Source organism: Rhodococcus sp. BH5 (assembly GCF_027583855.1).
GTDB lineage: Bacteria > Actinomycetota > Actinomycetes > Mycobacteriales > Mycobacteriaceae > Rhodococcus_F > Rhodococcus_F qingshengii.
The window spans coordinates 235385-259073 of sequence record NZ_JAJHVW010000002.1 but is presented as its reverse complement, the minus strand read 5'-3'; the positions used below and the strand labels follow the sequence as shown (position 1 = coordinate 259073).

Sequence of the window (23689 nt, the reverse complement as noted above, 5' to 3'; positions counted from 1 at the left end):
GAATGAAGCGGTCAGCCGAATTCGGTTTTGGTGGAGTAGAATTGGGGCATACCGCCGAAACCGTTCGTTTGTGCGCGTTGGACGGTCGTTGGAAGATCAACCCTCCGAGGTCAAGACATCAGGCTCTAGCCACTCGACGCCGAGCAGTTCGGACAGCGACCGCAGACCGGATCGATCACCACCTTTCAGACCTGTGACCGAATTGAGATTGCGCAACATGACCGTGGCGACGTCCTCTTCCTTGGTGCCCACGCCGAAGGGTATGACCCACGGGCACGTCTGGTAGTCGCGATGCGACCGACCGAACGTCTGTTCTGCCGCGATCCCTGAGTATCGCGGTTGATGAAAGATTCCCGTCCGTGGCAACGGGGACGCGTGAGTGCCGTCCGGGAGTGCTTCGTTGGCATGGAGCGAGATCGAGGTCGTGACATTGAAGACGATGACCGGTGCGTCCCCGCGTTGAAACCGCAGACGTTGACCCTCCTTGTCCGGCACCGCACCGAACAGTTTTGCCACCGAGATCCCGGCGTCTTCGATCATCTCGACCAGTGGATCACCTGCCGTGGAGACGAATTCGACGGCCACCAACACCTGCTTGCCTGCCTTGACCTGCGCCTGCGCCCACTGGGCCGTCGACTCGGCGCGGATCATGCCCGCTTTCTGTCGGTAGCGCAGAACCAGCGCACGGCCGCGCGCGATGTTGCGACTCTTGCGGGCCAATCCCATTTCGTAGGCGTACTCGGCCCACTCCGTCTCGTACTCGGCGCGCTGGGCATGGGTGAGGTCGATCGGCATACCGTCGAGCGGAACAGGTCCCCACGGAGTCGGTCGATGAATCATCAAGGGCGGTTTGCTGTTCGACATCCACCCACGCACGGTCTCGAGCGCTCGAGATTGCAGCGTAGGTGATTCCTTCGCCTCTGCGCTCCACGTCCACTTCCCGTAGGACTTGTCCAGCGGAAGGCCGGACTCGACCAGCCTGGCGCCCAGGTCGGACCAGTACTCCGAAGGTTCTGAATGCAGCTGCGCGAAAAGCGGTGCCAGGTAACGCTGGTCGGCCGGCGTGTGTCCCGGTGTTGCCGTCACGGACAGGACGAACGGCGCTTGCTCGTGAGCATTCGAAAAGCGCGCGACCTTCTCGAATGCCGCCGTGCGCTGTGTGTCGTTGCTGTACAGCTGGGCCTCGTCGGCAATCACCACACCGAACGTGTACTTGGGGCGGCCGTTTCGCGCGATCAGCTTCTTCAATTGGTCAGGCGACATGATCAACCAGCGGAATCCACCGTCGCCCACCGAGGCGATGGAATAGCGCCAATGCGGAATGGTGATCTGTGCGGGTCGATCGACGAGGACGAGGATGTTGGTTTCGCCGCGCTCCTCGGCAATCGTCTTGGCAGACATCACTGCGATCAGCGTCTTACCCAGGCCTGCATTGTCTGCCAACAGAAATCCGCGTTTGCCGGCGCGAGCGGCATCGACGACGGCTGCAGCCCCCGAAACCTGCTCGGGCCGAGGAATTTTGGGTGCAGCAACGGGACGTTCACCGGTGCTGTCATTGATGTCGTCCTCTACCCACTGCTGATAAGAGAAGGGGAGTGCCTTGAATGGAGCGAGTTCTACGGGCAACTCCGTACCGACCCACGCGTAGCTCTTCCATTTCTTGACGAACTGCGCACCAGGCGCCGGCGTCCGAAAGGGAACGTCGAGGAGCCAGACTCTCTCACCAGGGCCGGCAGTCGGCACATCCGGCATCGTCGCGCGTGAGCTCTTCTTTGCGACAGTCTTCTTCGGGGCGGTCTTTCTGGTCGTGTTCCTCTTGGGTGCAGCCTTCTTCGGTGCAGCCTTCTTTGCGGCAGCCTTGCGTGCCGTGGTTGCTTTGCGTGGTGGCATCAGGCGGTTTCTGCTGTGAGGAATTCACGCAGCGTGAGCGCAGGCCGGCCGACAAGGTCCTCCACGGTGCCCGTGATTAGCGCCAATTCACCCTGCGCGATTGCGGTGTACGTCGACACCCATGCGTCGAGTTCCCAAGCGGGTGCGTTGTACGACGCCCGCGATTCGTAAGCTTCCTCGAGCGTTTCCTCGACGTACGTGGTTCGCTTGCCGGTGACTTCGGTGATGATGCTCGCGGCCTCGGAGAGCGTCAGTGCCTCCCGTCCGGTCAGGTTGTACGTCTGTCCGACATGAGAATCCAGATCCTGCAGAACCGACACAGCGACGGCAGCAATGTCGGAGCGCGCTACCGCGCCGACGAGACCGTCCCCTGCGGGTCCGCGGATCACACCGTCTTCACCGGCGAGAGCGGGTAGGAAATCGAGGTAGAAGCTGTCGCGCAGGAAGGTGAATGCGAGCCCGGAAGCGCGGATATGTTCTTCGGTGACCCAGTGATCGCGAGCGAGCGTGAACGTCGCGTCCGGAGCAGCGCCGAGGAAAGACGTGTACACGATGTGCCTGACCCCGGCCTCCGCTGCGGCGTCGATGAAGGTGCGGTGCTGATCCAGACGATCTGCGCTTTCGGCCGCCGAGACCATGAAGAGGGTGTCGATTCCGGCCAGAGCCGCGAGAGCGCGCTTCTGATCCCCGTACGTGGTCTCGGCCGAATCGGCACCGGGGAGCTGCGGTAATCGGTTGACCGACCGTGCGATCAGCCGCTGTGGGACACCGGCGTCGGCCAACGACCGGGCCACCAGTCCGCCGATATGACCGGTCGCGCCGGTGACGGCGATCCTCGCAGACCGTGAATCTACGGACATGGTGCCCCTCCTTCGGTCGGTGTGCATCCCATCTTGCCGGAACCCACTCCCACGTCAGGTCACGACGCGACGATTACACCGCGAGCCACCGACAGAGCGTCGGACAAAGCTGTCCTGGTGTTGTCGTCGAGGGACAGCAGGGGCCGGCGGGGAAGGCCGGCGTCGATGCCGAGAGATTCCAACCCGGCTTTGACCGTCGACGGCAGTCCGCGACTGACGAGGACCTTCAGTAGCGGCTCGATCTGTTCGAACACAGCGGCGGCACCCGACCGATCACCGGATTCGAGTAGACGCCAGAAGTGCACCACCTGTTCGGGGGCCAGACACGGGGCTGCCGTGCACCATCCGCTTGCACCGGCAGAGAAAGATTGCAGTGCAAGAGGATTGCTGCCGTTGAAGAAGGGGATCGTGCCACCGCTCAGTTCGTTGATGCGGTTCATCCGGGTGATGTCGCCGGTGGATTCCTTGATCATCGTGACGCCGTCGACGGTGGAGACGAGATCGACGAGAAATTCCGGCGACATGTCGATCCCGGTGGTGGCCGGATTGTTGTAGATCATCGTGGGAATGTCGACGGAATCGGCCACCGCGGTGACGTGTTCACGAATCTCCTGCTCACCCAGATGCCAGTACGACGTGGGGAGGATCATCATTGCGTCGGCTCCGGCGTCTGCCGCGATCGATGCTCGGCGGAGTGCTCCCGCCGTCGTCAGATCCGACACTCCGACGACGGTGGGGACTCGGCGGTCGACGTAGTCGACAGTCTCCCGAGCGACCGTCTCCCACTCTGCATCGTCGAGATAGGCGCTCTCGCCGGTACTGCCGAGTGGGGCTATCGCGTCGACACCACTGCTGATCATGCTGTCGAGGAGCGTGTGTAGCGGCTTGGGGTCGAATGCTCCGGTGTCCCGGTCGAACGGGGTGATGGGATAGGCGACGATTCCCTTGATGGTGCTGCTCATGAGGCTCTCAGTTCTGTTGGTGGGAAACAAAAGTCAGTTGGTCAGTGTGTCGGGATGATTGCGGAGAGCGCGACGGGCGTAGTAAGCGAAGTTCGCCTCGCTGCGCCGAGGAGTCAGTGTCCAATCGTGTGCCTCCTTCGCCAGGCGAGGCGGTAGCGGCTTGATGTCTCCGGCAGCCATCGCCAGCAACTGCAGTCTGGCCGCTCGCTCGATCAGATGCCCGAGAGAGCATGCCTCTTCGACCGTGTTGCCGACGACGAGTTGGCCGTGGTGGGCGAGCAGAATTGCCCGCTTGTCGCCGAGTGCAGCCGAAATGATCTCGCCCTCCTCGTTTCCCACGGGAACCCCGGGCCAGTCGGCGAGAAATGCGCAGTCGTCGTAGAGCGGCGCGATGTCCATTTGGGAGACGACGAGGGGAATCTCGAGCATCGACAGCGCCGTCGCATGTAGTGGGTGTGTGTGGACGATGCAGTTGACGTCGGGTCGTGCGCGGTAGATCCAACTGTGGAACCTGTTGGCGGGGTTCGGCATGCCCTCCCCGTCGAGGACTTCGAGATCCTCGTTGACGAGCAGGAGGTTGTCCTCGGTGATCTCGTCGAACCCGAGGCCGAGTCGCTGTGTGACAAACGTTCCTGGCTGCCCACCGCGGGCGGAGATCTGTCCGGCAAGGCCGGAGTCGTGGCCGGCGTCCGACAGTGCCCGGCAGGTCAGTGCGATCTTCTGTCGAAGAGTCCAACTACCTGTCGTTACTTCGGTGAGCATCTTCGTCTCGGCGGTGGCCATGAGTTCCTGCTTGCTCGCATGCATCGTGTCGGTCATGGGGTGTGCCTTTCTCGGGACCCGGAAATCAATGACATTCAGTCACCTATAAGACACAAAGTGTCATATAGGACGGAAATGCGCAACCCTCGATTCCTGCATCGCTGATCGCCGCAGGTCAATGTATTGGTAGGGTGATGACACAAAGTCTCGTGAGGGGAACCGAATGGCAGCGTTTTTGCGAACACATCGGCGTCGCGCCGGTCTGACGCTCGAGGGCCTGGCCGAGCAGACCGGTCTGACGAAGAGCTATCTCTCCAAGGTCGAGCGGGGTATCAGTACCCCGTCGATCGCGGTGGCACTCAAGATTGCGCGTGTGCTCGACGCCGATGTGGGGCAACTGTTCTCGGACAGTATGGAGGGAAATGCCATGACGATCGTGCGCGCGAAGGACCGCGTGATCGACCCGGCCAACTCCGTGCAGTCTTCCGTCTACGATCCGATCGCGCCCTCACTGGTCGGAAAGGCCATGCAGCCGTTCGTGGTTCATCCGGCCTCGGTGATGGGTCCCAAGTTCATGGACCACACGGGAGAGGAGTTCGTGTTCGTGCACTCCGGATCCGTAGAATTCGAAATCCCCGGGCAGACGATGCACCTCGACGCCGGCGACAGCTTGTACTTCGACGCGAATACGCCGCACCGGATGCGGTCGGTGTCGGCGGATCGTGCGGTGGTGCTGGTTGTCGTCTACGACAAGCCTTCGGCTGGATCACCCAGCGGTGACTCGCTGGAAACGCACTGCGGGGTGGGCAGATGACGCTGGGGATCGACACGACACTGACGCTTCTCGCGGCCGGTCTGATCTTCCTTCTCTCCCTGTGCCTGGGAATCTGGAAATACCGACAGATGGCCACTTCGGACAATCACCTCGCCCATCCGTATGTCGACATCGCACACCGCGCTGCCCTGATGTACTCGTTTGCGACGCTGCTGATCGCGGTGTTCGTCGAAATCAGTGCGTGGCCGACGTGGATCAACCTGACCAGTGCCGCAGTGGTCGTGTTCTTCTTTCTCGCAGCGATATTCAGCTACATCGCTCACGGTGCGATGAAGGACACCGACAATCAGTTCGAGTCCGCCGGTCCGCCCCTGCACCTCGGGATGTTTCTGCTGATCCTCGGTGAGGTGGGCGGATTTGCCGTCCTACTCGCAGGTTTCGTGAAAGGTCAGTTCTTCTGATCGGGCTTCAGCGCCTGTGCTCGTAGCCGATCCAAGCCCGTCGACGCTCACCCATCGGGTCGTTCTCCACTCGGGACGTCTCGTCGAAGATCATTGTTTGCCGCTCCGGTACGGAGTAGGCGGGCCAATCCCGGTCCGGCACTCCGTGGCGGGCGAAATGGATCCAGTGGCGCTGCATGGTGGAGGTCACCGCAGTCAGTCCGCGGCGCCCACCGACCGCGGTCAAGGCCGCGGTGAGTGCATCCGAACGCCCGAAGACCGCAAGCAATTCGGTGGCGTGGGTAGCGCCCATGCCGACGAGTCTGAGCAGGCGAGGCGCAAAATCGTAGCGGTAACTGTAGGTAGGAGCTACCTGGCAATGACCCTGTGCGCAGAGTATCGCGGGCTCCCAGAACGTGATGTCGCCGCCGAGATCTGCGGCAGCAAACCGGTGCGGATACGTGGGATACGCCGCGAGCGCACGTGCTTTCACTTCAGGGGTGGTGTGGGAGAACATCTTCTCGATCCGAACCGGGTCGGTAGGCAAGATGTCGAGAACGCGCGGGAAGATTCTTCCCTCGTGGAGATTCGAACCGACGAGCAGCGGAACGGGGTGGGCGCGTCCGGCGGCGAACACGTCGAGCGGGTGTTCGGGAAGGACGTCGTCACCCACCACGGGGGCAAATGCCCGCGTTCCGGGTTCTTCGTCCGCGCCGCGGCGCGTAAGTTCTTCGCCGGCAGCGACCAGGTCCTTCACCGAAGCGGAGCGCAGCCACGATCCCGGATCGGTATCCGGAGCCTGTGCGATCTCGAGGAACTCGCGTGCCCAACGGTGCGCTCGCACTTTTCCGTATGCCGAAGCAGCCGGCGGACTTTGAGCGATGGCCCGGGCGAACAGCCCTCGTGCCGCCGGCGTTGCCATCAGAGTGGTGACCGCGTTGGCGCCGGACGATTCACCGAAGACGGTGACGGCGTTCGGGTCGCCGCCGAAAGCGGCGATGTTGCGTTGGACCCACGTCATCGCGGCGATCTGATCGCGCAATCCGAGGTTCGTCTCGAATGATCTTTCCGCAGTGGAATATTCACTGAAATCGAGGTAGCCCAACGCGCCGAGACGATATTGGATCGAGACGTAGACGATGTCGCCACGTTCGACCAGGCTCGTTCCGCGGTACATGGGCGTCGACGGATTCCCGCCGTTGTACGCGCCGCCGTGAATGAAAACCATGACCGGTCGCAACGAATCCGACGGTACCTGCGGAGCCACGACATTGACGAAGAGTGAGTTCTCGTCGAAATTGCTCTTGCGCTGCGGAGACGGAGAGCCGAATGCTTCCGCCGGGCGGACACCATGCCAAGCCTCGACCGGCTGCGGTGCGCGAAATCTCCGAGGACCGGTCGGGGCCGTTGCGTAGGGGATTGCTCGCCAGGTGCGCAGTCCTCGATCGAGGCGCCCGCGTACGACCCCGGAATCGAGAGTGATCTCGAGGGGGCTCGTCACGGTAGGGAGATGTCGGTGCCGTGGCTACGGTAACCGCTGTATCCCGCCCAGGCCAAGCGTTGTTCACGTCTGGGATCGTTCTCGACGCGGACGATCTCGTCGAAGATCATGGTCCGACGCTCCTGCCCCTCGTAGCGCGGCCACGATCCGCGCGGCGAGCCGTGCTCGGCGAAGTGAAGCCAGTGTCCCTGAACAGATTCGGTGACTGCGCGCAGTCCGCGTCGACCGCCGGGAAGGGTGAGGCCGCGCCCGACAAGGGTGTCACCGATGCCGAAGACTGCAAACATCTCGAATCCGTGTGTGGCGTCGAGGCCGAGCCAGCGCATCATCGTCGGCGCGAAGTCGAATCGGTAGGCGTACGTCGGCGCCGATTGTGCGTGCGCTTGCATCAACTCCACGGACGGGTGCCAGAACGTGACGTCTCCGCCGACGTCGATCGCGGACTGCTCGTCCGGGTAGCCGGGATAGGTCGCGAGGATGCGCTTCCCGGCCTCGGGATCGGTGAGGGCAAACATGGTGTCGATGCGCGACGGGTTGGTCGGAAGTGCGTCGAGCACCTTCGGGAACAGCGTCCCCTCCCGTCTGTTGGTGCCGATGATCATCGGCACCTGGTGTGCCGATCCTTCTTTGAATGCGTCCAAGGGGGAGCGGGGGAGGAAGTCGCCGTCGACGACCGGTCCGAAGGGATGTAGTCCAGGTGTGTTCGCGAGTACCTCGGCGCCCAGTCTGCTTCCGGCTCTGCCCAATTCGACGGCTGTCGCCGAGGTCAGGGCCTTCGCGGGTGGTAGGCCGGAATTGAGGATCTCGACGAAACGCGCGCCCCAGGCATGCGATCGCTGCGTGCTCGAGACCAGATCCGGAGCCGAACTCTCGGCGATAGCGCCGGCAAAGAGTCCCTTGGCGGCCGGAGTCGCCATCAGGGTGGTGACGGCGGTGGCTCCGGCGGATTCACCGAAAATCGTGACTTTTTCAGGATCCCCACCGAAGGCGGCGATGTTGCGTTGCACCCACTGCAGGGCCGCGACCTGATCGCGCAGTCCGAGGTTGGAGTCGAATACGCGCTCGGATGTGGAGAACGGGGTGAAATCGAGGTAGCCCAGAGCGCCGAGTCGGTAGTTGATCGAGGCGTAGACGACGTCGCCGCGTTCGACGAGGGACACGCCCGAGTACAAGCCGGTGGCCGAGGTCCCGATGGTGTTTGCCCCACCGTGGATGAAAACCATGACGGGACGCGGAGTATTGCCGGTGTTCGCGGGGGCGAGCACGTTGAGCGTCAGGCAGTCCTCGCTGCTCGGCTGGTACTTCCCGGGCGCGAGCAACAGCCCCTTCTTGTGTTGGACAGACGCGTCGCCGAACCTGGTCGCGTCGCGTTCTCCGGTCCACGGCGTGACCGGCTGTGGTCGCGTCAGACGCAGTGTTCCGACCGGCGGCCGGGCGTAGGGAATTCCGCGCCAGGCACGAAGTTTTCCCACCCGGCGGCCGCGCAGGGTGCCGTCGGCCGTGGTCACAAGTATGTCGGACGCCATGTCGCGACTATACGTACTTCGGGAGCGCGTCAGCGGCGAGCCTCCAGCAATCGAAGCCAGACTTCACTGACCGTCGGATACGAGGGCACCGCATGCCAGAGAGTTTCCAGTGGTACGGCGCCGACGACCGCGATTGTCGCCGCATGCACCAGCTCGGATACTTCGGGCCCGGCGAAGGTAGCGCCGAGGATCACGTCGGTGGCCTTGTCGATCACCAACTTCGCGCGCCCCGAGTAGTCGTCGCGCAGCAGCGAAGATCCCGCGACTGCGAGTTCGATCTCCACGACTTCGACGTCGTAGCCGTCGTCGCGAGCTTTCTTCTCGGTGCGTCCCACCCAGGCGATTTCGGGTGAGGTGAACACCACCTGGGGGACCTGTCCATTGTCCGCCGACGCCGTGTACCGAGGTCCCCTGAGTCCGCGGCTCTCGGCCCGCGCGGCGATGACGTCTCCGCAGACTCTCGCCTGATACTTGCCCATGTGGGTGAGGGGAGAACGACCGTTGATGTCGCCGACGGCGTAGAGCCACTCACCTTGGGCACAGAGGTGATCGTCAGTGGTGACGTACTTGCCGTCCTCGAGGCCGATGACGGACAAGCCGAGATCGGCAGATGTCGGCCCGCGGCCCGCCGCGACGATGACCTCGTCGACTTCGATCACGCCGGACGATGTCTCGATGCTGACGGGTCCACCGTGGATGTGACCTTCGCCGGTGTCCTTGGCATCGGGGCGTGAGACCGAGTTGACGGCAGTGCTCAGTCGAACGTCCACACCGCGGGCGCCGAGTGCTTCGGCCACCATCGTTCCGGCAAACGGTTCTGCTGATTTCAACAGAGCATCGCCCCTCACGAGCAACGTCACGTGAGCGCCGAACGACGACAACCACGTTGCGCACTCAGTTGCGACCACTCCGCCGCCGATGACCGCCACTCGCGACGGAACCTCGTGCAGGTTGGTGGCGTCGCGCGAGGTCCACGGGAGTGCCTCGCGCAATCCCGGTGTCTTCGGGACGGTGGCGGTCGTTCCCGTGGCGAGTACGACGGCCTGGCGGGCACGGAGCTTACGGGTCCCGTCGACGGTCACTGCTCGCTCGCCGTCGATGACCCCGTGGCCTTTGATCACGGTGATGCCCGCGGAGGTTGCCCAGTCGACCTGGGACGAGTCGTCGTGGTTGTGGGTGAACGAGTCGCGCCGTTTCAGAATGGCATCGACGTCCAGCGGTCCGGCCGGGATCCCGGGCAAGGCGTCGGCCGCCTCGAGGACCTGCCCCGGGCGCAGTAGTGCCTTGCTGGGCATACAGGCCCAATACGAGCATTCACCGCCGACCAGTTCGTGTTCCACGATTGCGGCGGTGCGATTACTTCCGGCGATGGCGTATGCGGCGGCGTTCTCGCCGGCGGGTCCACCGCCGATCACGATGACATCGAATTCGTCGGTCATTGCTCCACGGTATGTCGGATCGGTCCGAGTTCGCTCGGTTACCGCCGGGTACGAGAACTCGATGATGGTTACAGTTGCACCCATGACGCGGCAGAAGATTTTGATCACCGGTGCCAGTTCGGGTCTGGGTGAGGAGATGGCCAGGAGATTCGCCGCGGCCGGTCGCGACCTCGCGTTGTGTGCCCGGCGGACGGATCGTCTCGACACGCTGCGTGGGGAGCTGGTGGCGCAGTACCCGTCGATCAGCGTCGCAGTGCGCGAACTCGATGTGACCGAACACGATTCCGTCGTCCGGGTTTTCGGTGAGCTGCGCGACGAGTTGGGTGGCCTGGACCGGGTGATCGTGAACGCCGGGCTCGGCAAGGGCGCCAAGATCGGAACCGGAAAAGCGCACGCGAATCTTGCAACAGCGCAGACGAATTTTGTCGGCGCGCTGTCGCAGTGTGAAGCTGCGCTCGAGATCTTCCGCGCGCAGGACTCCGGACACCTGGTTCTCGTGTCCTCGATAAGCGCGGATCGGGGGCTACCCGGGCCAAAAGCGGCCTATTCGGCGAGCAAGGCGGGAGTAGCGGCGCTGGGTGAGGCGCTCAGTATCGAGTTGGCGCGCACACCTATTCGGGTCACCACGCTGCTGCCGGGCTTCATCAAGACCGACATGTCCGCCGGCGCCGGCGACGACGCTGCGCTCATGGCCAGTCTGGACGAAGGCGTCAGTGCCATGGTCGACGCTATCGAGAAGGAAACCACCCGAGCGGCGCTACCCGGCCTCAAGTGGCAAGGGATAGATGCGGCCCTACGATTCCTGCCCAACTCCGTGACAGCGAGGTTTGTCTGATGAGCATCCACATCTCGAACGGTAAGCCCCGGGTAGTGATCGTCGGTGGCGGCTTCGGTGGACTGTATGCAGCGAGACGACTCAAGAAGGCTGACGTCGAGGTGGTTCTGATCGACCGAGGGACCAGCCACGTCTTCCAGCCCCTGCTCTACCAGTGCGCCACGGGTCTGCTCTCCGAAGGGCAGATCGCAAGTCCGCTGCGACATCTGCTCGAGGACAACAAGAACACGAACGTCGTTCTGGGCGAGGCCAAGTCGGTGGACGCCGACGCCGGGATACTGACTGCCAGTCGCTTCGACGGGTCGACCTTCGAATTGCCGTACGACTACCTGATCGTGGCGGCTGGAATGCGCCAGTCCTACCACGGCCAGGACGAGTTCATCAAATGGGCGCCCGGCATGAAAACCCTCGACGACGCTTTGGCGATCAGGCGCAGTCTCATTGCTGCGTTCGAGATGGCCGAATCGCTCCCGACTGCGGAAGAACGTCGACCGTGGCTGACATTCGCCGTGGCGGGCGGCGGACCCACCGGCGTCGAATTAGCCGGACAGATCCGCGAATTGGCGATGCACGCGCTCACCAACGAGTTCCGGTCCATCGACCCTGACGAGGCAAGGGTACTGCTCTTCCACGGCGACGATCGGGTGCTCCCTTCGTTCAGTCGCAAGCTCTCGGCCGCCGCCAAACGTACTCTCGACGGGATCGGCGTCGAGACTCACCTCGGCGTGCACGTCACCGACGTGTGCGAGACCAGCATCGAGACGACGGACAAGAAGACAAAAGAGAAGCGGCAGTACGAGACCCGCACGATTCTGTGGACCGCGGGCGTCGAAGCAGTGCCGTTCGCCGAGGCACTGGCCACGGCGCTGGGTGTGAAGCAGGTCGGCGGTGGCCGCATCGAGGTGGAAGCCGATCTGACCGTTCCCGGCCACCCGAACGTCTACGTGGTGGGCGACCTCATGTCGCGGGACAAACTTGCCGGGGTGGCCGAGGTCGCGATGCAGGGTGGTCGGCACGCCGGTGCCCGGATCGCTGCAACCGTGGAAAACGGAGTGCCCAGCCGAAAACCGTTCAAGTACCGCGATCTTGGAACCGCGGCCTACATTTCGCGACGCCACGCGTTGCTTCAGGCAGGGCCGGTCCAGTTGTCCGGGTTCATCGGATGGGTGTCATGGGGAATCATCCACATCGCGTTCCTCGCGGGGTTCCGCAATCGCGCCAGCACGGTGCTGAACTGGGGCGCAACCCTGGCGTCGAAGACGCGTCGGGAACGGGCAATCACGTACGGCGACCCCGAAACCGCTCGGCAGCCGTACAACTGAGGGTTACTCGGTCTTGAACACGGGGTTTCCGGCGGTGTCGATCATCCACCACAGGCTGCCGACGCTCTGTCCGAGCATGTCGCCGGGAACCTTGTCGTCGAGGTACCGATAGACGGGCTTGCCGTTGACGGTGATCTGGAAAGATCCTTCCGGCCCGTCGATGGTACCGATGACAGCGTCGATTCCTTCGACGATCGGCGAATCCGTGACCGAGGTGACCGCCGGCCAGTAACGCAGGCACGCTTCGTCGCACGACCCGGCTTGTGAGTTCTCCTCGTCCGGGTTGTAGACGTAGACGGTCATGCCTTCGCCGTCGACGGCGATCGTCCCGAGTGGGGAGTCGGCGGTCTTCAGCAGGGGTGCATCAGCGGCGGCGGGTGGCGACAGCGACGTCGAAATGGCAGTGACGTTGTCTGCGCTGTCCCCGGAATCGAGGGCGTCGGGCGAGCAACCGGTGAGGATCAGGGCGGTACTCGCAACTGTCGCGAACAACCACTGTCTGCGCATGACGTCTCCGTTCTGGGCGGGAGTGCTCGGGACAAGCAATCGGGGATACCCGTTGCGGACGAGCTGAAAACGCCGGGCGTCCGGATTCCTCGACAATAGCTCTGTTACAGAGCTATTGTGAGGTTGTGGATGGAAGCGGAGCAAATCTTGCGGATGACGTCCTGGAGACGCTCGGACAATTGCGCCGGGGCACGAGGAAGGCGTCGGGGCGGCCGTTTGCGGAACGACCGCTCGCCGGCGCCCAGATCGAACTCGTCAGGCTGCTACGACGCAACCCGGGTCTGTCGGTGGCCGAGGCTGCCGGGCGATTGGGTGTCGCGGCAAACACGGTGTCCACCTTGGTGCGGCAGCTCGTCGACGATGGAGTGATCGAACGCGTTGCCGACGAGGCCGACCGCCGCGTCGCGCGATTGGTGCTCGCGGACGAGGCGCGCGCCCGCGTCGAGGTGTGGCGTGATCGCCGGAGTGTGATTGTCGGTCAGGCATTGTCGACTCTGACCGCAGAGGACAGGGCAAGTATCGAGGCTGCTCTACCGGCCCTGTCTCGATTGGCGAGCGCTCTGGCAGCAGCCGGATCGGAAGGCGGGGGGCAGTGAGATGCTGACGCAGTGGTGGAGGAGCCGAGCAGTGCACATGCCTGACCCTGACGCACCCGCGGTCGAGATCGACTCGGTCACATACAAGTTCGGCGGTCATCGGGCGGTGGACAACCTGAGTCTGGTCGTCAACGCGGGGGAAGGCTTCGGCCTGCTCGGTCCCAACGGTGCAGGAAAGACGACGACGATCAGATTGCTCAACACGTTACTTCCTCTGCAAGAGGGTGACATTCGAATTCTCGGTCGCTCCGTTCGCAGCGAAGCGATGACCATTCGGCGCTACCTCGGGTACGTGCCACAACAGCTCTCGATCGAAAGCGCATTGACCGCACGCGAGAACGTGACCTGGTTCGCGCGCCTGTACGACGTTCCGCGGTCCGAACGACGCGAGCGCGTCGACCAGGCGCTCGAGATGGTGGATCTGCTCGATTCAGGTGAGCGTCTCGCGTCGAGCTTCTCCGGCGGTATGGTGCGACGGCTCGAACTTGCGCAGGCACTGGTGAACCGACCGTCGCTGCTGGTGCTCGACGAACCGACGGTGGGGTTGGATCCCATTGCCCGCGAATCCGTCTGGAAGCGAGTGGCGGAGATGCAGAAGCGATACGGCATGACCGTCCTGCTCACGACGCACTACATGGAAGAAGCCGAGGAGTTGTGTGATCGTGTTGCGTTGATGCATCACGGTGCACTTCGTGCAGTGGGCGAGCCGAGCGCGTTGGCCGCCGAACTGGGGCCGGAGGCCACTCTCGAAGACGTGTTCCGTCACTACACCGGCGACGACCTCACCGGCGGCAAGTCAGGAGGTCTCCACGATGTCCGCAGTGCCCGTCGCACAGCGCGCCGCTTGGGCTGATCCCACTACCAACAGTCTTGCTCGATTGCTCTCGAGAATTTACACATTCTGCCTCGTGGAAGTTCAGAAGTTGCGGCACGACCGATCTGAATTGGTCACGCGCGCAATCCAGCCGATCCTCTGGTTGGTGATCTTCGGTCAGACGTTCAGTCATATCCGAGCGATCCCGACTGGCGACGTACCGTATCTCGACTTTCTCGCGCCGGGCATCATTGCGCAGTCCGCGCTTTTTGTTGCGATCTTCTACGGAATCCAGATCATCTGGGAGCGTGACGCGGGAGTCCTCACCAAACTCATGGTGACGCCGACGCCACGAGCCGCGCTGGTCACCGGAAAGGCATTTGCAGCCGGTATCCGTGCGGTCGCCCAGGCCGTGGTCGTAGTCGTTGTAGCGGCGCTGCTGGGCGTGAGCATGACGTGGAACCCGATCAAGCTGCTCGGCGTCGTGGCTGTCGTTGTCCTCGGCTCGGCGTTCTTCGCCTGTCTGTCGGTTGCGATCGCGGGGATCGTACTCAAACGAGATCGATTGATGGGCATCGGGCAGGCAATCACCATGCCGTTGTTCTTCGCGTCCAACGCTCTGTACCCGGTCGAACTCATGCCGACGTGGGTTCAGTGGCTCAGTCGCATCAATCCGCTGAGCTACGAGGTGTCAGCGCTGCGCGGTCTGCTGATCGGAATGCCGACCGACTACCTCGTCGACTTCGGCGTGCTGATCGGTGCCGCGCTGCTCGGAATCATCACAGCTTCGGCACTATTGGGCCGCTTGACTAGCTGATCTGACTCGCTGATCTTCGCTGCGGACTAGTCGCGAGTGAACGGTGGGGTGTACGTGCTGCAATCCGGAGGGACGGCCGGGAGTCCTTCGGACGAGCGAAGTTTCTCCGCAATCGATGAGAGCAAGTCCTGCGATTCAGGGGAGAGATCGACCGCTTTTATGGCCAGAGAACGTAATTCGCTGTCGTGGAACTCTTCGACAACCGAACGGTCTTCTTCCGGAATCAGTTCGGGATCTTGGCGAGGTGTCGGGCCGAAGAAGTACTCTGCTGCCACGCCGAAGTAATCGGCCAATGCCAAAACGACTTGCTCCGATGGATTCGTGCGCACACCGCTCCGGAGTTGCGAGAGGTACGGTGTCGAAATCTTGCATCCACGTTGCGAAAGGGCTTCCACAACTTGTGCGTTGGTGAGTCTCGGTGCTGTGGCCGGGTACAAGGCGTTCAAACGGTCCTTGAATGAATCGGTCACAATTCCTCCCTCGAGCGTGACCCAGCGTCACAGCTACTTCGCAGTTTTCACATAGTAGACGACACGGTTATTCTGGACTCTGGTCGAAAGTCCTTTCACCTGCGGATATTTGGCGCAGAAAAATTCCAAAGACTTTGTAAAGTATGTGATTTTCGCCGCGTACTGACCGTTCGTTTTGCCAAGGTGTACGGCGGTAGCGTATAAGCCGAACGGTGGTGGTTACGCCATTGTGCTGCAGGTTCTTTCAGCCGGTCCTATCCATTTTGTGTCGATGCATTCCTGCTCGGTCTGTAACGTGCGAAGCGCTGCCGCCGGGCACCGGGCGTCGTCGTGCCGGCGGTTGGCGCGCCGCGTGTTCGGGACTTCTTCTCGGTGCTCTGCTCGACGCTCGCGCGCAGTGATGGGCCCGTATTTTTCTGCACTCGAGAGTGAGCGCTCAGGTGTGTCCACCTGCGAAAGTGACGCGCATTGAAAGCGGCCGATTGGTATGTCATCGACGTTGGAACACAGCGCTTCTCGTCGGTCCCCACTTTTTCATGCGGTGACATAAGGTTCATGCGGTGACATCAGCGCCGCCCGGGCGTGTTGCTGCGGCGGACCGGGCTCGAAGCGCAGCCGGCCCGGCCGGACATGTCGAGCGTCGACTCTGCGTCTTTCGGATCGGAATTGCCCGCTGCGCCAGTAGTAGTCGACGTCGTCGCAGTCAGGTGCATGTCAGAACCATGTGGAGGATTACACGTCTTGCACACGGAGGGCGACAGTCCGGGCGGCAATTCTGTCGCACAGATCTACCATCCAGTCCCGCCGTGCGCTGCTCAACCTGCGGCATGTGTGCCTCGGCCTCGGAAGCGCTTTATGGCACGGGGGTTGCTGACCGGCGCATACTGGTTACAACACAGTGTGTTCGAAGGGCAGGACTGACATGGTCAGTGTCGAGAAGTGGGCGATGTGGGATTCCGCCGTGGAGGTGGACGTCACCGAGGGCGCTGCGCTGCCTACTGCGCACGCGTTGATCGCAGCTGCCATCGACGAAACCGAAGCGGTCTGCGACCTTCGCCGGGGAGACGCCGAGATTCACGCCGTCAACCTCGCTCAGGGAACTCCGGTCAAAGTGACACGACGTATGTCGGCTCTGCTGCGGTCGGCGCTGTGGGCTGCCCGTATGACCGGCGGTGCAGTCAATCCGCTTGCCGACAACTACTCCGAGGACGAATCCATCCCTCCGGTGCACCCGACCCCGACGTTCGAGGACGTACAGCTCGACGGAGACGTGGTGTACGCGCCCTGGGGTGCGTCGTTCGACATCACCGGAGTTGCCAAGGCCGACACCGTCGATCGCGCCGCGCAGATCGTCGCCGCCGAATTACAATGCGGCGTTGCTGTGCGGATCGGCGACGTGATCGCCACGGCCGGCCATGCACCGGCTGGTGGCTGGCAGATTCCGGTGCCGGACAGCGAAGAAGTCGAACTGATCAACGGAACCGCGATGGCGACGGCGCGGGCGCTGGAGCTGCCCTCCTGGGAGCCGAACCAGGAGCGGCCCTCCACGGAATGGGCACAGGTCTCGGTGATTGCTGACGACGCGGTGTGGGCGTACGCCGCGAGCGAAGCTGCGTTGATCCGGGGGATAAGCGCCATCAAATGGGTTGAACAGCAAGAGCTTCGGGCTCGGCTCGTCGACCGATCCGGACGCGTGTACACAACGGAAAGTTGGTTCGGCCCGGCGGCCGCGTGAGTCAGGCCCGTCCGCGCTCTCTGCGGTACCACTGCACCAGAGCATCTGTGGATGTGTCGCCGAGGTCGCCGGGTGCTGCTTCGGAAGAGAGCGCAGGCCCCAGTTCCATGGCTTGTGTCTTGCCGAGTTCGACGCCCCACTGATCGAACGGATTGACACCCCAGACAGCACCTTCGACAAATACCTGGTGCTCGTAAAGTGCGATCAGCTGACCGACGACCGAGGGGGTCAGCTCCTTCGCCAAGATAGTGCTCGACGGTCGGTTGCCTGGCATCACCTTGTGTGGCACCAGCTCCGGAGCAGTGCCCTCTGACGCGATTTCTTCGGCAGTCTTCCCGAACGCGAGAACCTTTGTCTGAGCGAAGAAGTTACTCATGAGCAGATCGTGCATTGATCCCGTGCCGTCCGCAGTAGGCAGATCGTCGGTGGATTCCGCGAACCCGATGAAATCGGCAGGCACCAGCCAGGTGCCCTGATGCAGGAGTTGGTAGAAGGCGTGTTGGCCGTTGGTTCCGGGCTCGCCCCAGAAGATCTCACCGGTGGACGTGGTCACCGGTGAGCCGTCGGCGCGAACCGATTTGCCGTTGGACTCCATGGTCAGCTGCTGCAGGTAGGCGGGAAAGCGCAGCAAGTCGTTGGAGTAGGGCAGAACTGCGCGGGACTGTGCGCCGAAGAAGTTGGAGTACCAGAGCCCGATGAGGCCGAGGAGGACCGGCGCGTTCTGCTCGAGCGGTTGGTTTCGGAAGTGCGTGTCGATCTGGTGGAAACCGTCGAGGAACTCCGCAAAGCGAACGGGTCCGACGGCACACATGACCGACAAGCCGATCGCCGAGTCGACGGAGTAGCGCCCGCCGACCCAATCCCAGAACCCGAACATGTTCGCGGTGTCGATGCCGAACTCCGCCACGCGGTCACCGTGGGTGGAGACTGCGACGAAATGCTTGGCTACGGCCGAGACGTCTTCGCTGCCCAGACCGGCGAACAGCCAACGCTTTGCCGCTGTCGCGTTGGTGAGGGTCTCGAGGGTGGAGAACGTCTTGGATGCGACGATGAAGAGCGTCGTCTCCGGATCGAGGTCGTCGAGCTGTCCGACCAGATCGACAGGGTCGATGTTGGAGACGAACCGGACGCTGATTCCGGCGTCGGCGTAATGCCGTAATGCGCGGTAGACCATCACCGGCCCGAGGTCGGAACCGCCGATGCCGATGTTGACGATGGTGCGGATGCGCTTGCCGGTAGCTCCGGTCCACTCGCCGCTGCGCACACGATCGGCAAAAGCGCCCATCGCGTCCAGAACTTCGTGAACGTCGGCGACGACGTCTTGACCGTCGACGGTCAGCGCAGAATCCTTGGGCAGACGCAGCGCTGTGTGTAGTACGGCGCGGTCTTCGGAAGTGTTGATGTGATCGCCCGCGAACATCGCGTCGCGTCGTGCCTCGACGCCGGCCTCGCGGGCCAGGTCGACGAGCAGCGCGAGAGTCTCGCGGCTGACGCGATGCTTGCTGTAGTCGATGTGAAGATCACCGGCGTCGATCGTCAGCTCTCGCCCGCGGGCTGGATCGTCCTGGAAGAGTTCTCGCAGGTGAACGCCTTCGATGTCGGCGTAATGAGCGCGCAGTTTCTGCCAGGCTGAGGTTCCGGTGATGTCAGTGCTCACGATCATCGACTTTAGTGGCACAAGCTGGAAACTTCCGCGTGAGTCTCGCTCGCGGGCAGACGGACGCGGCTCCGACGAGCATCATGGAACCCATGGACACATTCGAATTCATTCGATCAGTTCCCACCCAGTTGTTCGTCGGCGGTCGGTTCGTGCCCGCGGAGAACAACGCGACCTTCCCGGTGGCGGATCCGGCGACCGGGAAATCGTTGACCGATGTCGCCGATGCGAGCCCCGCGGACGCGCTGCGCGCTCTCGACGAAGCCGTCGCCGTCTCGTCGAAGTGGGCGAGCACACCTGCGCGCGAGCGTGGTGAAATCCTGCGAGCCGTTTTCGAGAAGATCACCGAGCGAGCCGAGGACGTGGCGCTGCTGATGACCCTCGAAATGGGCAAGGCACTCGCCGAAAGTCGCGCCGAGGTGAAGTACGGGGCGGAGTTCTTCCGGTGGTTCAGCGAGGAGGCCGTTCGCATCGGCGGGCGCTACACGCCGGCGCCGGCGGGCAACGGCCGGATCCTTGTCACCAAGGCGCCGGTCGGACCGTGTCTGGCCATCACTCCCTGGAATTTCCCGTTGGCGATGGGTACCCGCAAGATCGGCCCGGCGTTGGCCGCCGGCTGCACGATCATCGTCAAGCCCGCCTCGGAGACCCCGTTGACGATGTTGTTGCTTGCTCAGCTCATGGCCGAAGCCGGGTTGCCCGACGGAGTCCTCTCGGTGTTGCCGACATCGAAATCCGGTGAAGTGACCGGCCCTCTCATCGACGACCCTCGACTGCGCAAGCTCACCTTCACCGGGTCCACCGGCGTCGGCAAGATGCTGGTGGAGAAGTCCGCGAAGCGATTGCTCCGCACGTCGATGGAATTGGGTGGCAACGCACCCTTCGTGGTGTTCGACGACGCGGACGTCGACAAGGCAGTCGAGGGCGCGGTACTGGCGAAGCTTCGCAACGGAGGCGAAGCATGCACCGCCGCCAACCGGTTCCACGTCGCCAACGCCGTGCGTGAAGAGTTCACGACCAAGCTGACCGAGAAGATGGCGACTTTCACGATGGGACCCGGTACCGACCCGGAGACGAAGCTCGGCCCGCTGATCAACCAGAACCAACTCGACACGGTCGCGGAGTTGGTTGCAGATGCGGTGGATGCCGGGGCGAAGGTGCGACTGGGCGGCGAAGCGCCGGGTGGTGAAGGGTACTTCTATCCAGCCACGGTGTTGGCAGACGTTCCGGCCAGCGCGCGGATTCTGAAAGAAGAGGTGTTCGGACCCGTCGCCGCGATCACAGGCTTCGACACCGAAGCCGAGGGAATCGCAGCCGCCAACGACACCGAGTTCGGACTGGCCGCGTACATCTTCACAAGGGATCTCGACCGTGCGCTTCGGGTTTCCGATGCACTGGAATCAGGAATGATCGGCGTCAACCGCGGAGTGATCTCGGACGCGGCAGCGCCGTTCGGTGGCGTGAAGGAATCCGGATTCGGCCGCGAGGGCGGGACCGAGGGGATCGAGGAATACCTGAACACGAAGTACATCGCGCTCGAGAGCTGATACACACGCGAACGGCCACATCGGGACTGCCAGAGGCATCCGATGTGGCCGTTCGCAAGTGAACAGGTCGTGCGCTAGTGGCCCAGGCGTCCGCGGCCCAGGCGCAGGAGCAGCATCGCGAGGGTGTGGCCTTCCTGGCCCAGCTCGTTGAATCGTTCGAGGACCTTCATCTCGCGGCTGTGCACCAGACGCGGACCACCCGATGCCATCCGGGTACGGCCGATGATCTGGGAGACCTCGGAGCGACGTTTGATGGCCGCGAGGATCTCGGCGTCGAGACGGTCGATTTCTTTCCGTAGTTCGTCGATCTCCGCCTCACTCTGGGGGATCTCGACGTCTGTCGGAGCAGTATTTACAGTATTTCCATGGGGGGCTGCAGCCTGGGTGCTCATTGCTATTCGTCTCCTCTTCCTACTGCGTGGATCGTGGTCTCGGCTCGGGTCGTTACCGATCCAGGCACACTGACGAAAATGCCCCGGATCCGATTCGGACCAGGGGCGGGTGAGCTGTTCAGATCACGTGCACCGAGGTCCGGGGCACGTAAAGTAACGCCACAGCGGGCCGACGGGGTCGGCCGTGTTGTCGCGAACGGAAATGCTGAACATAGCGTCCAGTTTGCCATGCTCGACACAGGTAATCCAAGTGCCTCTACCAGCAGGTGGACGCACTGACGACCGTGTCGGTGGACGCCGGTAGCGTGGACAGGCGATGAACACGTACCCAGCACTCGGTGAGCACGACGGACATTCCCAGCACGACGGGGGCGGCGCGCGGGGACACGACGCGGGTTCGGACGCCCTCCTCGAGGGTCTCAACCCGCAACAGCGCGAGGCCGTGGTCCATGCCGGTTCGCCGTTGCTGATAGTCGCGGGAGCCGGCTCGGGCAAGACTGCAGTGCTGACGCGTCGCATCGCCTATCTGCTGGCCGAACGGGGTGTCACCCCCGGTCAGATCCTGGCCATCACGTTCACCAACAAGGCTGCGGCCGAGATGCGCGAGCGTGTGGCAGCTCTTGTCGGACCGCGTGCCAACGCCATGTGGGTATCGACGTTCCACTCCAGTTGCGTGCGGATTCTGCGAGCACAGGCGGCGCTCCTACCCGGTTTGAACTCGAATTTCTCGATCTACGATTCCGACGATTCGCGTCGACTGCTGACGATGATCTCGAAGGACCTCGAGCTCGACACCAAACGATTCTCCGCGCGGCTTCTCGCCACTCACATCTCCAACCTGAAGAACGAACTCGTCGGACCGGAAGAGGCGGTTGTCGCAGCCGATCAGGATCCGGCCGAACTTCCGCGACTGATCGCCAAGGTCTACGGCCACTACCAACAGCGGCTGCGTGCGGCGAACGCACTCGACTTCGACGATCTCATCGGTGAGACCGTCGCGCTTCTTCAGGCGTTTCCACAGATCGCCGAGTACTACCGCCGCCGCTTCCGTCACGTGCTCGTCGACGAGTACCAGGACACCAACCACGCGCAATACATGCTTGTGCGTGAACTGGTCGGTGGAGCCGGCGAGTCCGACCACGCCGTTGCCCCGGCCGAACTGTGCGTCGTCGGTGACGCCGATCAGTCGATCTACGCGTTCCGCGGAGCCACTATCCGCAACATCGAAGAGTTCGAACGCGACTACCCGGATGCTCGGACCATCCTTCTCGAACAGAACTACCGTTCGACGCAGAACATTCTGTCTGCGGCCAACTCCGTGATTTCCAAGAACACCGGCCGACGAGAAAAGCGTCTGTGGACCGATTCGGGTGAAGGCGAACTGATCGTCGGCTACGTTGCAGACAACGAGCACGACGAAGCATCGTTTGTCGCCTCGGAGATCGATCGGCTGGTGGACCAGGGCGAGACCAAGTTCGCCGACATCGCGGTGTTCTACCGGACCAACAACTCCTCGCGCGCGCTCGAGGAGATCTTCATTCGACTCGGAGTGCCGTACAAGGTGGTCGGCGGCGTTCGCTTCTACGAGCGCAAGGAAGTTCGGGACATCGTCGCGTATCTGCGCGTCCTCGCCAACGAGGACGACACCGTGAGCCTGCGACGCATTCTCAACACGCCCCGACGCGGTATCGGTGATCGAGCCGAAGCCTGCGTCGCCGTGCACTCCGAGCATCGCAACATCAGCTTCGCCGCCGCTCTCCGTGACGGCGCGGAAGGCAAAGTGGCGCTGCTCAATACGCGGTCACAGAAGGCCATCGCGTCGTTCCTCGAGATGATGGACGGGCTGCGGGCCCTGCTACCGACAGCGGCCGCCGACGAGGACGAACCGTTCGAGCTCGGTGACATCGGTGAGGTTGCCGAGGCGGTGCTCGAGCGCACCGGCTACCGCGCCGAGCTTGCGGCGAGCAGCGATCCGCAGGATGGCGCGCGACTCGACAACTTGAACGAACTCGTCAGCGTGGCAAGGGAATTCAGTTCCGACGCGCGAAACGCGGCCGGGCTGATCGATCCGGACGACGAGGAAACCGCAGCAATGCGTGAAGGTGAACCCGATCCGGGTTCGCTTGCCGCCTTCCTCGAACGGGTATCGCTTGTCGCCGACGCCGATCAACTGCCGGACTCCGACGACGGCGTCGTGACCATGATGACGCTTCACACCGCCAAGGGCCTCGAGTTCCCGGTCGTCTTCGTCACCGGTTGGGAGGACGGGCAGTTCCCGCACATGCGCGCCCTCGGCGATCCGGCGGAGCTGTCCGAAGAGCGTCGACTTGCTTACGTCGGCATCACCCGTGCCAGGCAGCGCCTGTACCTGACGCGCGCGATCATGCGTTCGGCGTGGGGGCAACCGATCCAGAACCCGGCGTCGCGGTTCATCCAGGAGATCCCGGAGGACCTGATCAACTGGCGCCGTGAGGATCCGGGCACCGGTGGCGGATTCGGAAGCGGCAGGCCGGGTTACGGCAGCGGAAGCCGCTACGGCAGCCAGGGCGGCCAGGGATACGGCGGCGGGCAGAACTACGGGGGAGGGTCCGGCAAGGCCGCGTCGACTCCCAGTTTCGGTGCCGCGCGTGGCCGCAACAACGTTCTGGTCCTCGCCACGGGTGACCGCGTCAGTCACGACAAGTACGGTCTGGGCACCGTGTTGGAAACCAAGGGCACTGGCCCCACCGCGACGGTCACCATCGACTTCGGTAGCGCGGGCAAGGTGCGGTTGATGCTCATCGGCGGTGTGCCGATGGTCAAGCTGTAGAAGACAGGCAAAAACTTACGGCCCGTACCTGGA

The 23689-nt window shown here is 63.1% G+C and carries 22 protein-coding genes; 10 read left to right on the top strand and 12 right to left on the bottom strand.

All coding sequences use genetic code 11. The annotated features are described in order from the left end of the window. Positions 1 to 96: 96 nt before the first annotated feature. Genes RhoBH5_RS07500 through RhoBH5_RS07485 form a run of 4 tightly spaced genes read right to left on the bottom strand, consistent with a single transcriptional unit; the run spans position 97 to position 4531 of the window. Complete coding sequence (locus RhoBH5_RS07500) at positions 97 to 1890, bottom strand: DEAD/DEAH box helicase family protein (protein ID WP_050655573.1); 1794 nt, start codon at positions 1888 to 1890, stop codon at positions 97 to 99. Next, positions 1890 to 2750: an SDR family oxidoreductase gene (locus tag RhoBH5_RS07495; RefSeq protein WP_054188823.1), complete on the bottom strand. Its 861-nt coding sequence runs from the start codon at positions 2748 to 2750 to the stop codon at positions 1890 to 1892. Before RhoBH5_RS07495 ends, RhoBH5_RS07500 begins: the two co-directional genes overlap by 1 nt. 59 nt (positions 2751 to 2809) lie before the next feature. Further along, positions 2810 to 3712 carry a dihydrodipicolinate synthase family protein gene (locus tag RhoBH5_RS07490; protein WP_007727643.1) on the bottom strand — a complete coding sequence of 301 codons (903 nt, stop codon included), beginning with the start codon at positions 3710 to 3712 and terminating at the stop codon, positions 2810 to 2812. Positions 3713 to 3745: 33 nt separating this feature from the next. After that, positions 3746 to 4531, bottom strand: a complete 786-nt coding sequence (locus RhoBH5_RS07485) for an aldolase (protein ID WP_030534888.1) — start codon at positions 4529 to 4531, stop codon at positions 3746 to 3748. A 166-nt stretch (positions 4532 to 4697) separates the two neighbouring features. Between RhoBH5_RS07485 and RhoBH5_RS07480 the strand changes: the two genes are divergently transcribed. Further along, positions 4698 to 5288, top strand: a complete 591-nt coding sequence (locus tag RhoBH5_RS07480) for a helix-turn-helix domain-containing protein (protein ID WP_003946400.1) — start codon at positions 4698 to 4700, stop codon at positions 5286 to 5288. After that, positions 5285 to 5710 carry a hypothetical protein gene (locus tag RhoBH5_RS07475; RefSeq protein ID WP_054188822.1) on the top strand — a complete coding sequence of 142 codons (426 nt, stop codon included), beginning with the start codon at positions 5285 to 5287 and terminating at the stop codon, positions 5708 to 5710. Before RhoBH5_RS07480 ends, RhoBH5_RS07475 begins: the two co-directional genes overlap by 4 nt. 7 nt (positions 5711 to 5717) lie before the next feature. Here the strand turns inward: RhoBH5_RS07475 and RhoBH5_RS07470 are convergent, their stop codons facing one another. From RhoBH5_RS07470 to RhoBH5_RS07460, 3 genes are read right to left on the bottom strand one after another with little or no spacing between them, the layout of a single operon-like run. Next, a complete protein-coding gene (locus RhoBH5_RS07470; protein ID WP_209909602.1) occupies positions 5718 to 7190 on the bottom strand; it encodes a carboxylesterase/lipase family protein in 1473 nt (490 codons plus the stop codon). Then, positions 7187 to 8716, bottom strand: a complete 1530-nt coding sequence (locus tag RhoBH5_RS07465; protein WP_270008116.1) for a carboxylesterase/lipase family protein — start codon at positions 8714 to 8716, stop codon at positions 7187 to 7189. The genes RhoBH5_RS07470 and RhoBH5_RS07465 overlap by 4 nt, the downstream gene beginning before the upstream one ends. Positions 8717 to 8745: 29 nt before the next feature. Then, positions 8746 to 10155 (bottom strand): dihydrolipoyl dehydrogenase family protein, encoded by a 1410-nt coding sequence (locus RhoBH5_RS07460; protein WP_042449247.1) that lies wholly within the window; start codon positions 10153 to 10155, stop codon positions 8746 to 8748. Positions 10156 to 10237: 82 nt separating this feature from the next. Between RhoBH5_RS07460 and RhoBH5_RS07455 the strand changes: the two genes are divergently transcribed. Next, complete coding sequence (locus RhoBH5_RS07455; RefSeq protein WP_007727631.1) at positions 10238 to 10990, top strand: SDR family oxidoreductase; 753 nt, start codon at positions 10238 to 10240, stop codon at positions 10988 to 10990. Further along, entirely contained in the window at positions 10990 to 12312 is a 1323-nt protein-coding gene (locus tag RhoBH5_RS07450) for an NAD(P)/FAD-dependent oxidoreductase (protein WP_003946361.1), read from the top strand. The genes RhoBH5_RS07455 and RhoBH5_RS07450 overlap by 1 nt, the downstream gene beginning before the upstream one ends. A 3-nt stretch (positions 12313 to 12315) precedes the next feature. Here the strand turns inward: RhoBH5_RS07450 and RhoBH5_RS07445 are convergent, their stop codons facing one another. Next, the gene (locus RhoBH5_RS07445; protein ID WP_007727629.1) at positions 12316 to 12819 is read right to left on the bottom strand and encodes a COG4315 family predicted lipoprotein; all 504 of its coding nucleotides are present in this window, start codon (positions 12817 to 12819) and stop codon (positions 12316 to 12318) included. Positions 12820 to 12944: 125 nt separating this feature from the next. On the opposite strand from RhoBH5_RS07445, the gene RhoBH5_RS07440 reads away from it, so the two are divergent. Genes RhoBH5_RS07440 through RhoBH5_RS07430 form a run of 3 tightly spaced genes read left to right on the top strand, consistent with a single transcriptional unit; the run spans position 12945 to position 15046 of the window. Continuing rightward, a complete protein-coding gene (locus tag RhoBH5_RS07440) occupies positions 12945 to 13415 on the top strand; it encodes a MarR family winged helix-turn-helix transcriptional regulator (protein ID WP_058037873.1) in 471 nt (156 codons plus the stop codon). 37 nt (positions 13416 to 13452) lie between these two features. Further along, complete coding sequence (locus RhoBH5_RS07435) at positions 13453 to 14268, top strand: ATP-binding cassette domain-containing protein (RefSeq protein WP_442972453.1); 816 nt, start codon at positions 13453 to 13455, stop codon at positions 14266 to 14268. Then, the gene (locus RhoBH5_RS07430) at positions 14228 to 15046 is read left to right on the top strand and encodes an ABC transporter permease (RefSeq protein ID WP_270008114.1); all 819 of its coding nucleotides are present in this window, start codon (positions 14228 to 14230) and stop codon (positions 15044 to 15046) included. Before RhoBH5_RS07435 ends, RhoBH5_RS07430 begins: the two co-directional genes overlap by 41 nt. A 26-nt stretch (positions 15047 to 15072) precedes the next feature. Here the strand turns inward: RhoBH5_RS07430 and RhoBH5_RS07425 are convergent, their stop codons facing one another. Beyond that, a complete protein-coding gene (locus RhoBH5_RS07425) occupies positions 15073 to 15516 on the bottom strand; it encodes a helix-turn-helix domain-containing protein (RefSeq protein WP_003946341.1) in 444 nt (147 codons plus the stop codon). Positions 15517 to 16082: 566 nt separating this feature from the next. Continuing rightward, positions 16083 to 16229 (bottom strand): hypothetical protein, encoded by a 147-nt coding sequence (locus tag RhoBH5_RS07420; RefSeq protein WP_156423122.1) that lies wholly within the window; start codon positions 16227 to 16229, stop codon positions 16083 to 16085. Between the two features lie 209 nt (positions 16230 to 16438). Here RhoBH5_RS07420 and RhoBH5_RS07415 point away from each other — a divergent pair, with 209 nt between their 5' ends. Then, positions 16439 to 17251, top strand: a complete 813-nt coding sequence (locus tag RhoBH5_RS07415) for an FAD:protein FMN transferase (RefSeq protein ID WP_007727618.1) — start codon at positions 16439 to 16441, stop codon at positions 17249 to 17251. A 1-nt stretch (position 17252) separates the two neighbouring features. Here RhoBH5_RS07415 and pgi read toward each other — a convergent pair whose 3' ends face one another. Next, complete coding sequence (pgi, locus tag RhoBH5_RS07410; protein ID WP_007727615.1) at positions 17253 to 18908, bottom strand: glucose-6-phosphate isomerase; 1656 nt, start codon at positions 18906 to 18908, stop codon at positions 17253 to 17255. Between the two features lie 92 nt (positions 18909 to 19000). Between pgi and RhoBH5_RS07405 the strand changes: the two genes are divergently transcribed. After that, entirely contained in the window at positions 19001 to 20455 is a 1455-nt protein-coding gene (locus RhoBH5_RS07405; protein ID WP_007727613.1) for an NAD-dependent succinate-semialdehyde dehydrogenase, read from the top strand. Positions 20456 to 20529: 74 nt separating this feature from the next. Here the strand turns inward: RhoBH5_RS07405 and RhoBH5_RS07400 are convergent, their stop codons facing one another. Further along, positions 20530 to 20847, bottom strand: a complete 318-nt coding sequence (locus tag RhoBH5_RS07400; RefSeq protein ID WP_007727611.1) for a chorismate mutase — start codon at positions 20845 to 20847, stop codon at positions 20530 to 20532. Positions 20848 to 21163: 316 nt separating this feature from the next. Between RhoBH5_RS07400 and pcrA the strand changes: the two genes are divergently transcribed. Continuing rightward, a complete protein-coding gene (pcrA, locus tag RhoBH5_RS07395; protein ID WP_003946394.1) occupies positions 21164 to 23656 on the top strand; it encodes a DNA helicase PcrA in 2493 nt (830 codons plus the stop codon). Positions 23657 to 23689 lie beyond the last annotated feature (33 nt).

Coding starts and splice junctions, on each gene's coding strand:
- RhoBH5_RS07430 (WP_270008114.1), top strand. CDS start 14,228: ATGTCCGCAGTGCCCGTCGCACAGCGCGCCGCTTGGGCTGATCCCACT.
- RhoBH5_RS07455 (WP_007727631.1), top strand. CDS start 10,238: ATGACGCGGCAGAAGATTTTGATCACCGGTGCCAGTTCGGGTCTGGGT.
- RhoBH5_RS07465 (WP_270008116.1), bottom strand. CDS start 8,716: ATGGCGTCCGACATACTTGTGACCACGGCCGACGGCACCCTGCGCGGC.
- RhoBH5_RS07445 (WP_007727629.1), bottom strand. CDS start 12,819: ATGCGCAGACAGTGGTTGTTCGCGACAGTTGCGAGTACCGCCCTGATC.
- RhoBH5_RS07460 (WP_042449247.1), bottom strand. CDS start 10,155: ATGACCGACGAATTCGATGTCATCGTGATCGGCGGTGGACCCGCCGGC.
- RhoBH5_RS07485 (WP_030534888.1), bottom strand. CDS start 4,531: ATGACCGACACGATGCATGCGAGCAAGCAGGAACTCATGGCCACCGCC.
- pcrA (WP_003946394.1), top strand. CDS start 21,164: ATGAACACGTACCCAGCACTCGGTGAGCACGACGGACATTCCCAGCAC.
- RhoBH5_RS07490 (WP_007727643.1), bottom strand. CDS start 3,712: ATGAGCAGCACCATCAAGGGAATCGTCGCCTATCCCATCACCCCGTTC.
- RhoBH5_RS07480 (WP_003946400.1), top strand. CDS start 4,698: ATGGCAGCGTTTTTGCGAACACATCGGCGTCGCGCCGGTCTGACGCTC.
- RhoBH5_RS07495 (WP_054188823.1), bottom strand. CDS start 2,750: ATGTCCGTAGATTCACGGTCTGCGAGGATCGCCGTCACCGGCGCGACC.
- RhoBH5_RS07400 (WP_007727611.1), bottom strand. CDS start 20,847: ATGAGCACCCAGGCTGCAGCCCCCCATGGAAATACTGTAAATACTGCT.
- RhoBH5_RS07450 (WP_003946361.1), top strand. CDS start 10,990: ATGAGCATCCACATCTCGAACGGTAAGCCCCGGGTAGTGATCGTCGGT.
- RhoBH5_RS07475 (WP_054188822.1), top strand. CDS start 5,285: ATGACGCTGGGGATCGACACGACACTGACGCTTCTCGCGGCCGGTCTG.
- RhoBH5_RS07405 (WP_007727613.1), top strand. CDS start 19,001: ATGGACACATTCGAATTCATTCGATCAGTTCCCACCCAGTTGTTCGTC.
- RhoBH5_RS07435 (WP_442972453.1), top strand. CDS start 13,453: ATGCCTGACCCTGACGCACCCGCGGTCGAGATCGACTCGGTCACATAC.
- RhoBH5_RS07500 (WP_050655573.1), bottom strand. CDS start 1,890: ATGCCACCACGCAAAGCAACCACGGCACGCAAGGCTGCCGCAAAGAAG.
- RhoBH5_RS07415 (WP_007727618.1), top strand. CDS start 16,439: ATGGTCAGTGTCGAGAAGTGGGCGATGTGGGATTCCGCCGTGGAGGTG.
- RhoBH5_RS07420 (WP_156423122.1), bottom strand. CDS start 16,229: ATGCACCTGACTGCGACGACGTCGACTACTACTGGCGCAGCGGGCAAT.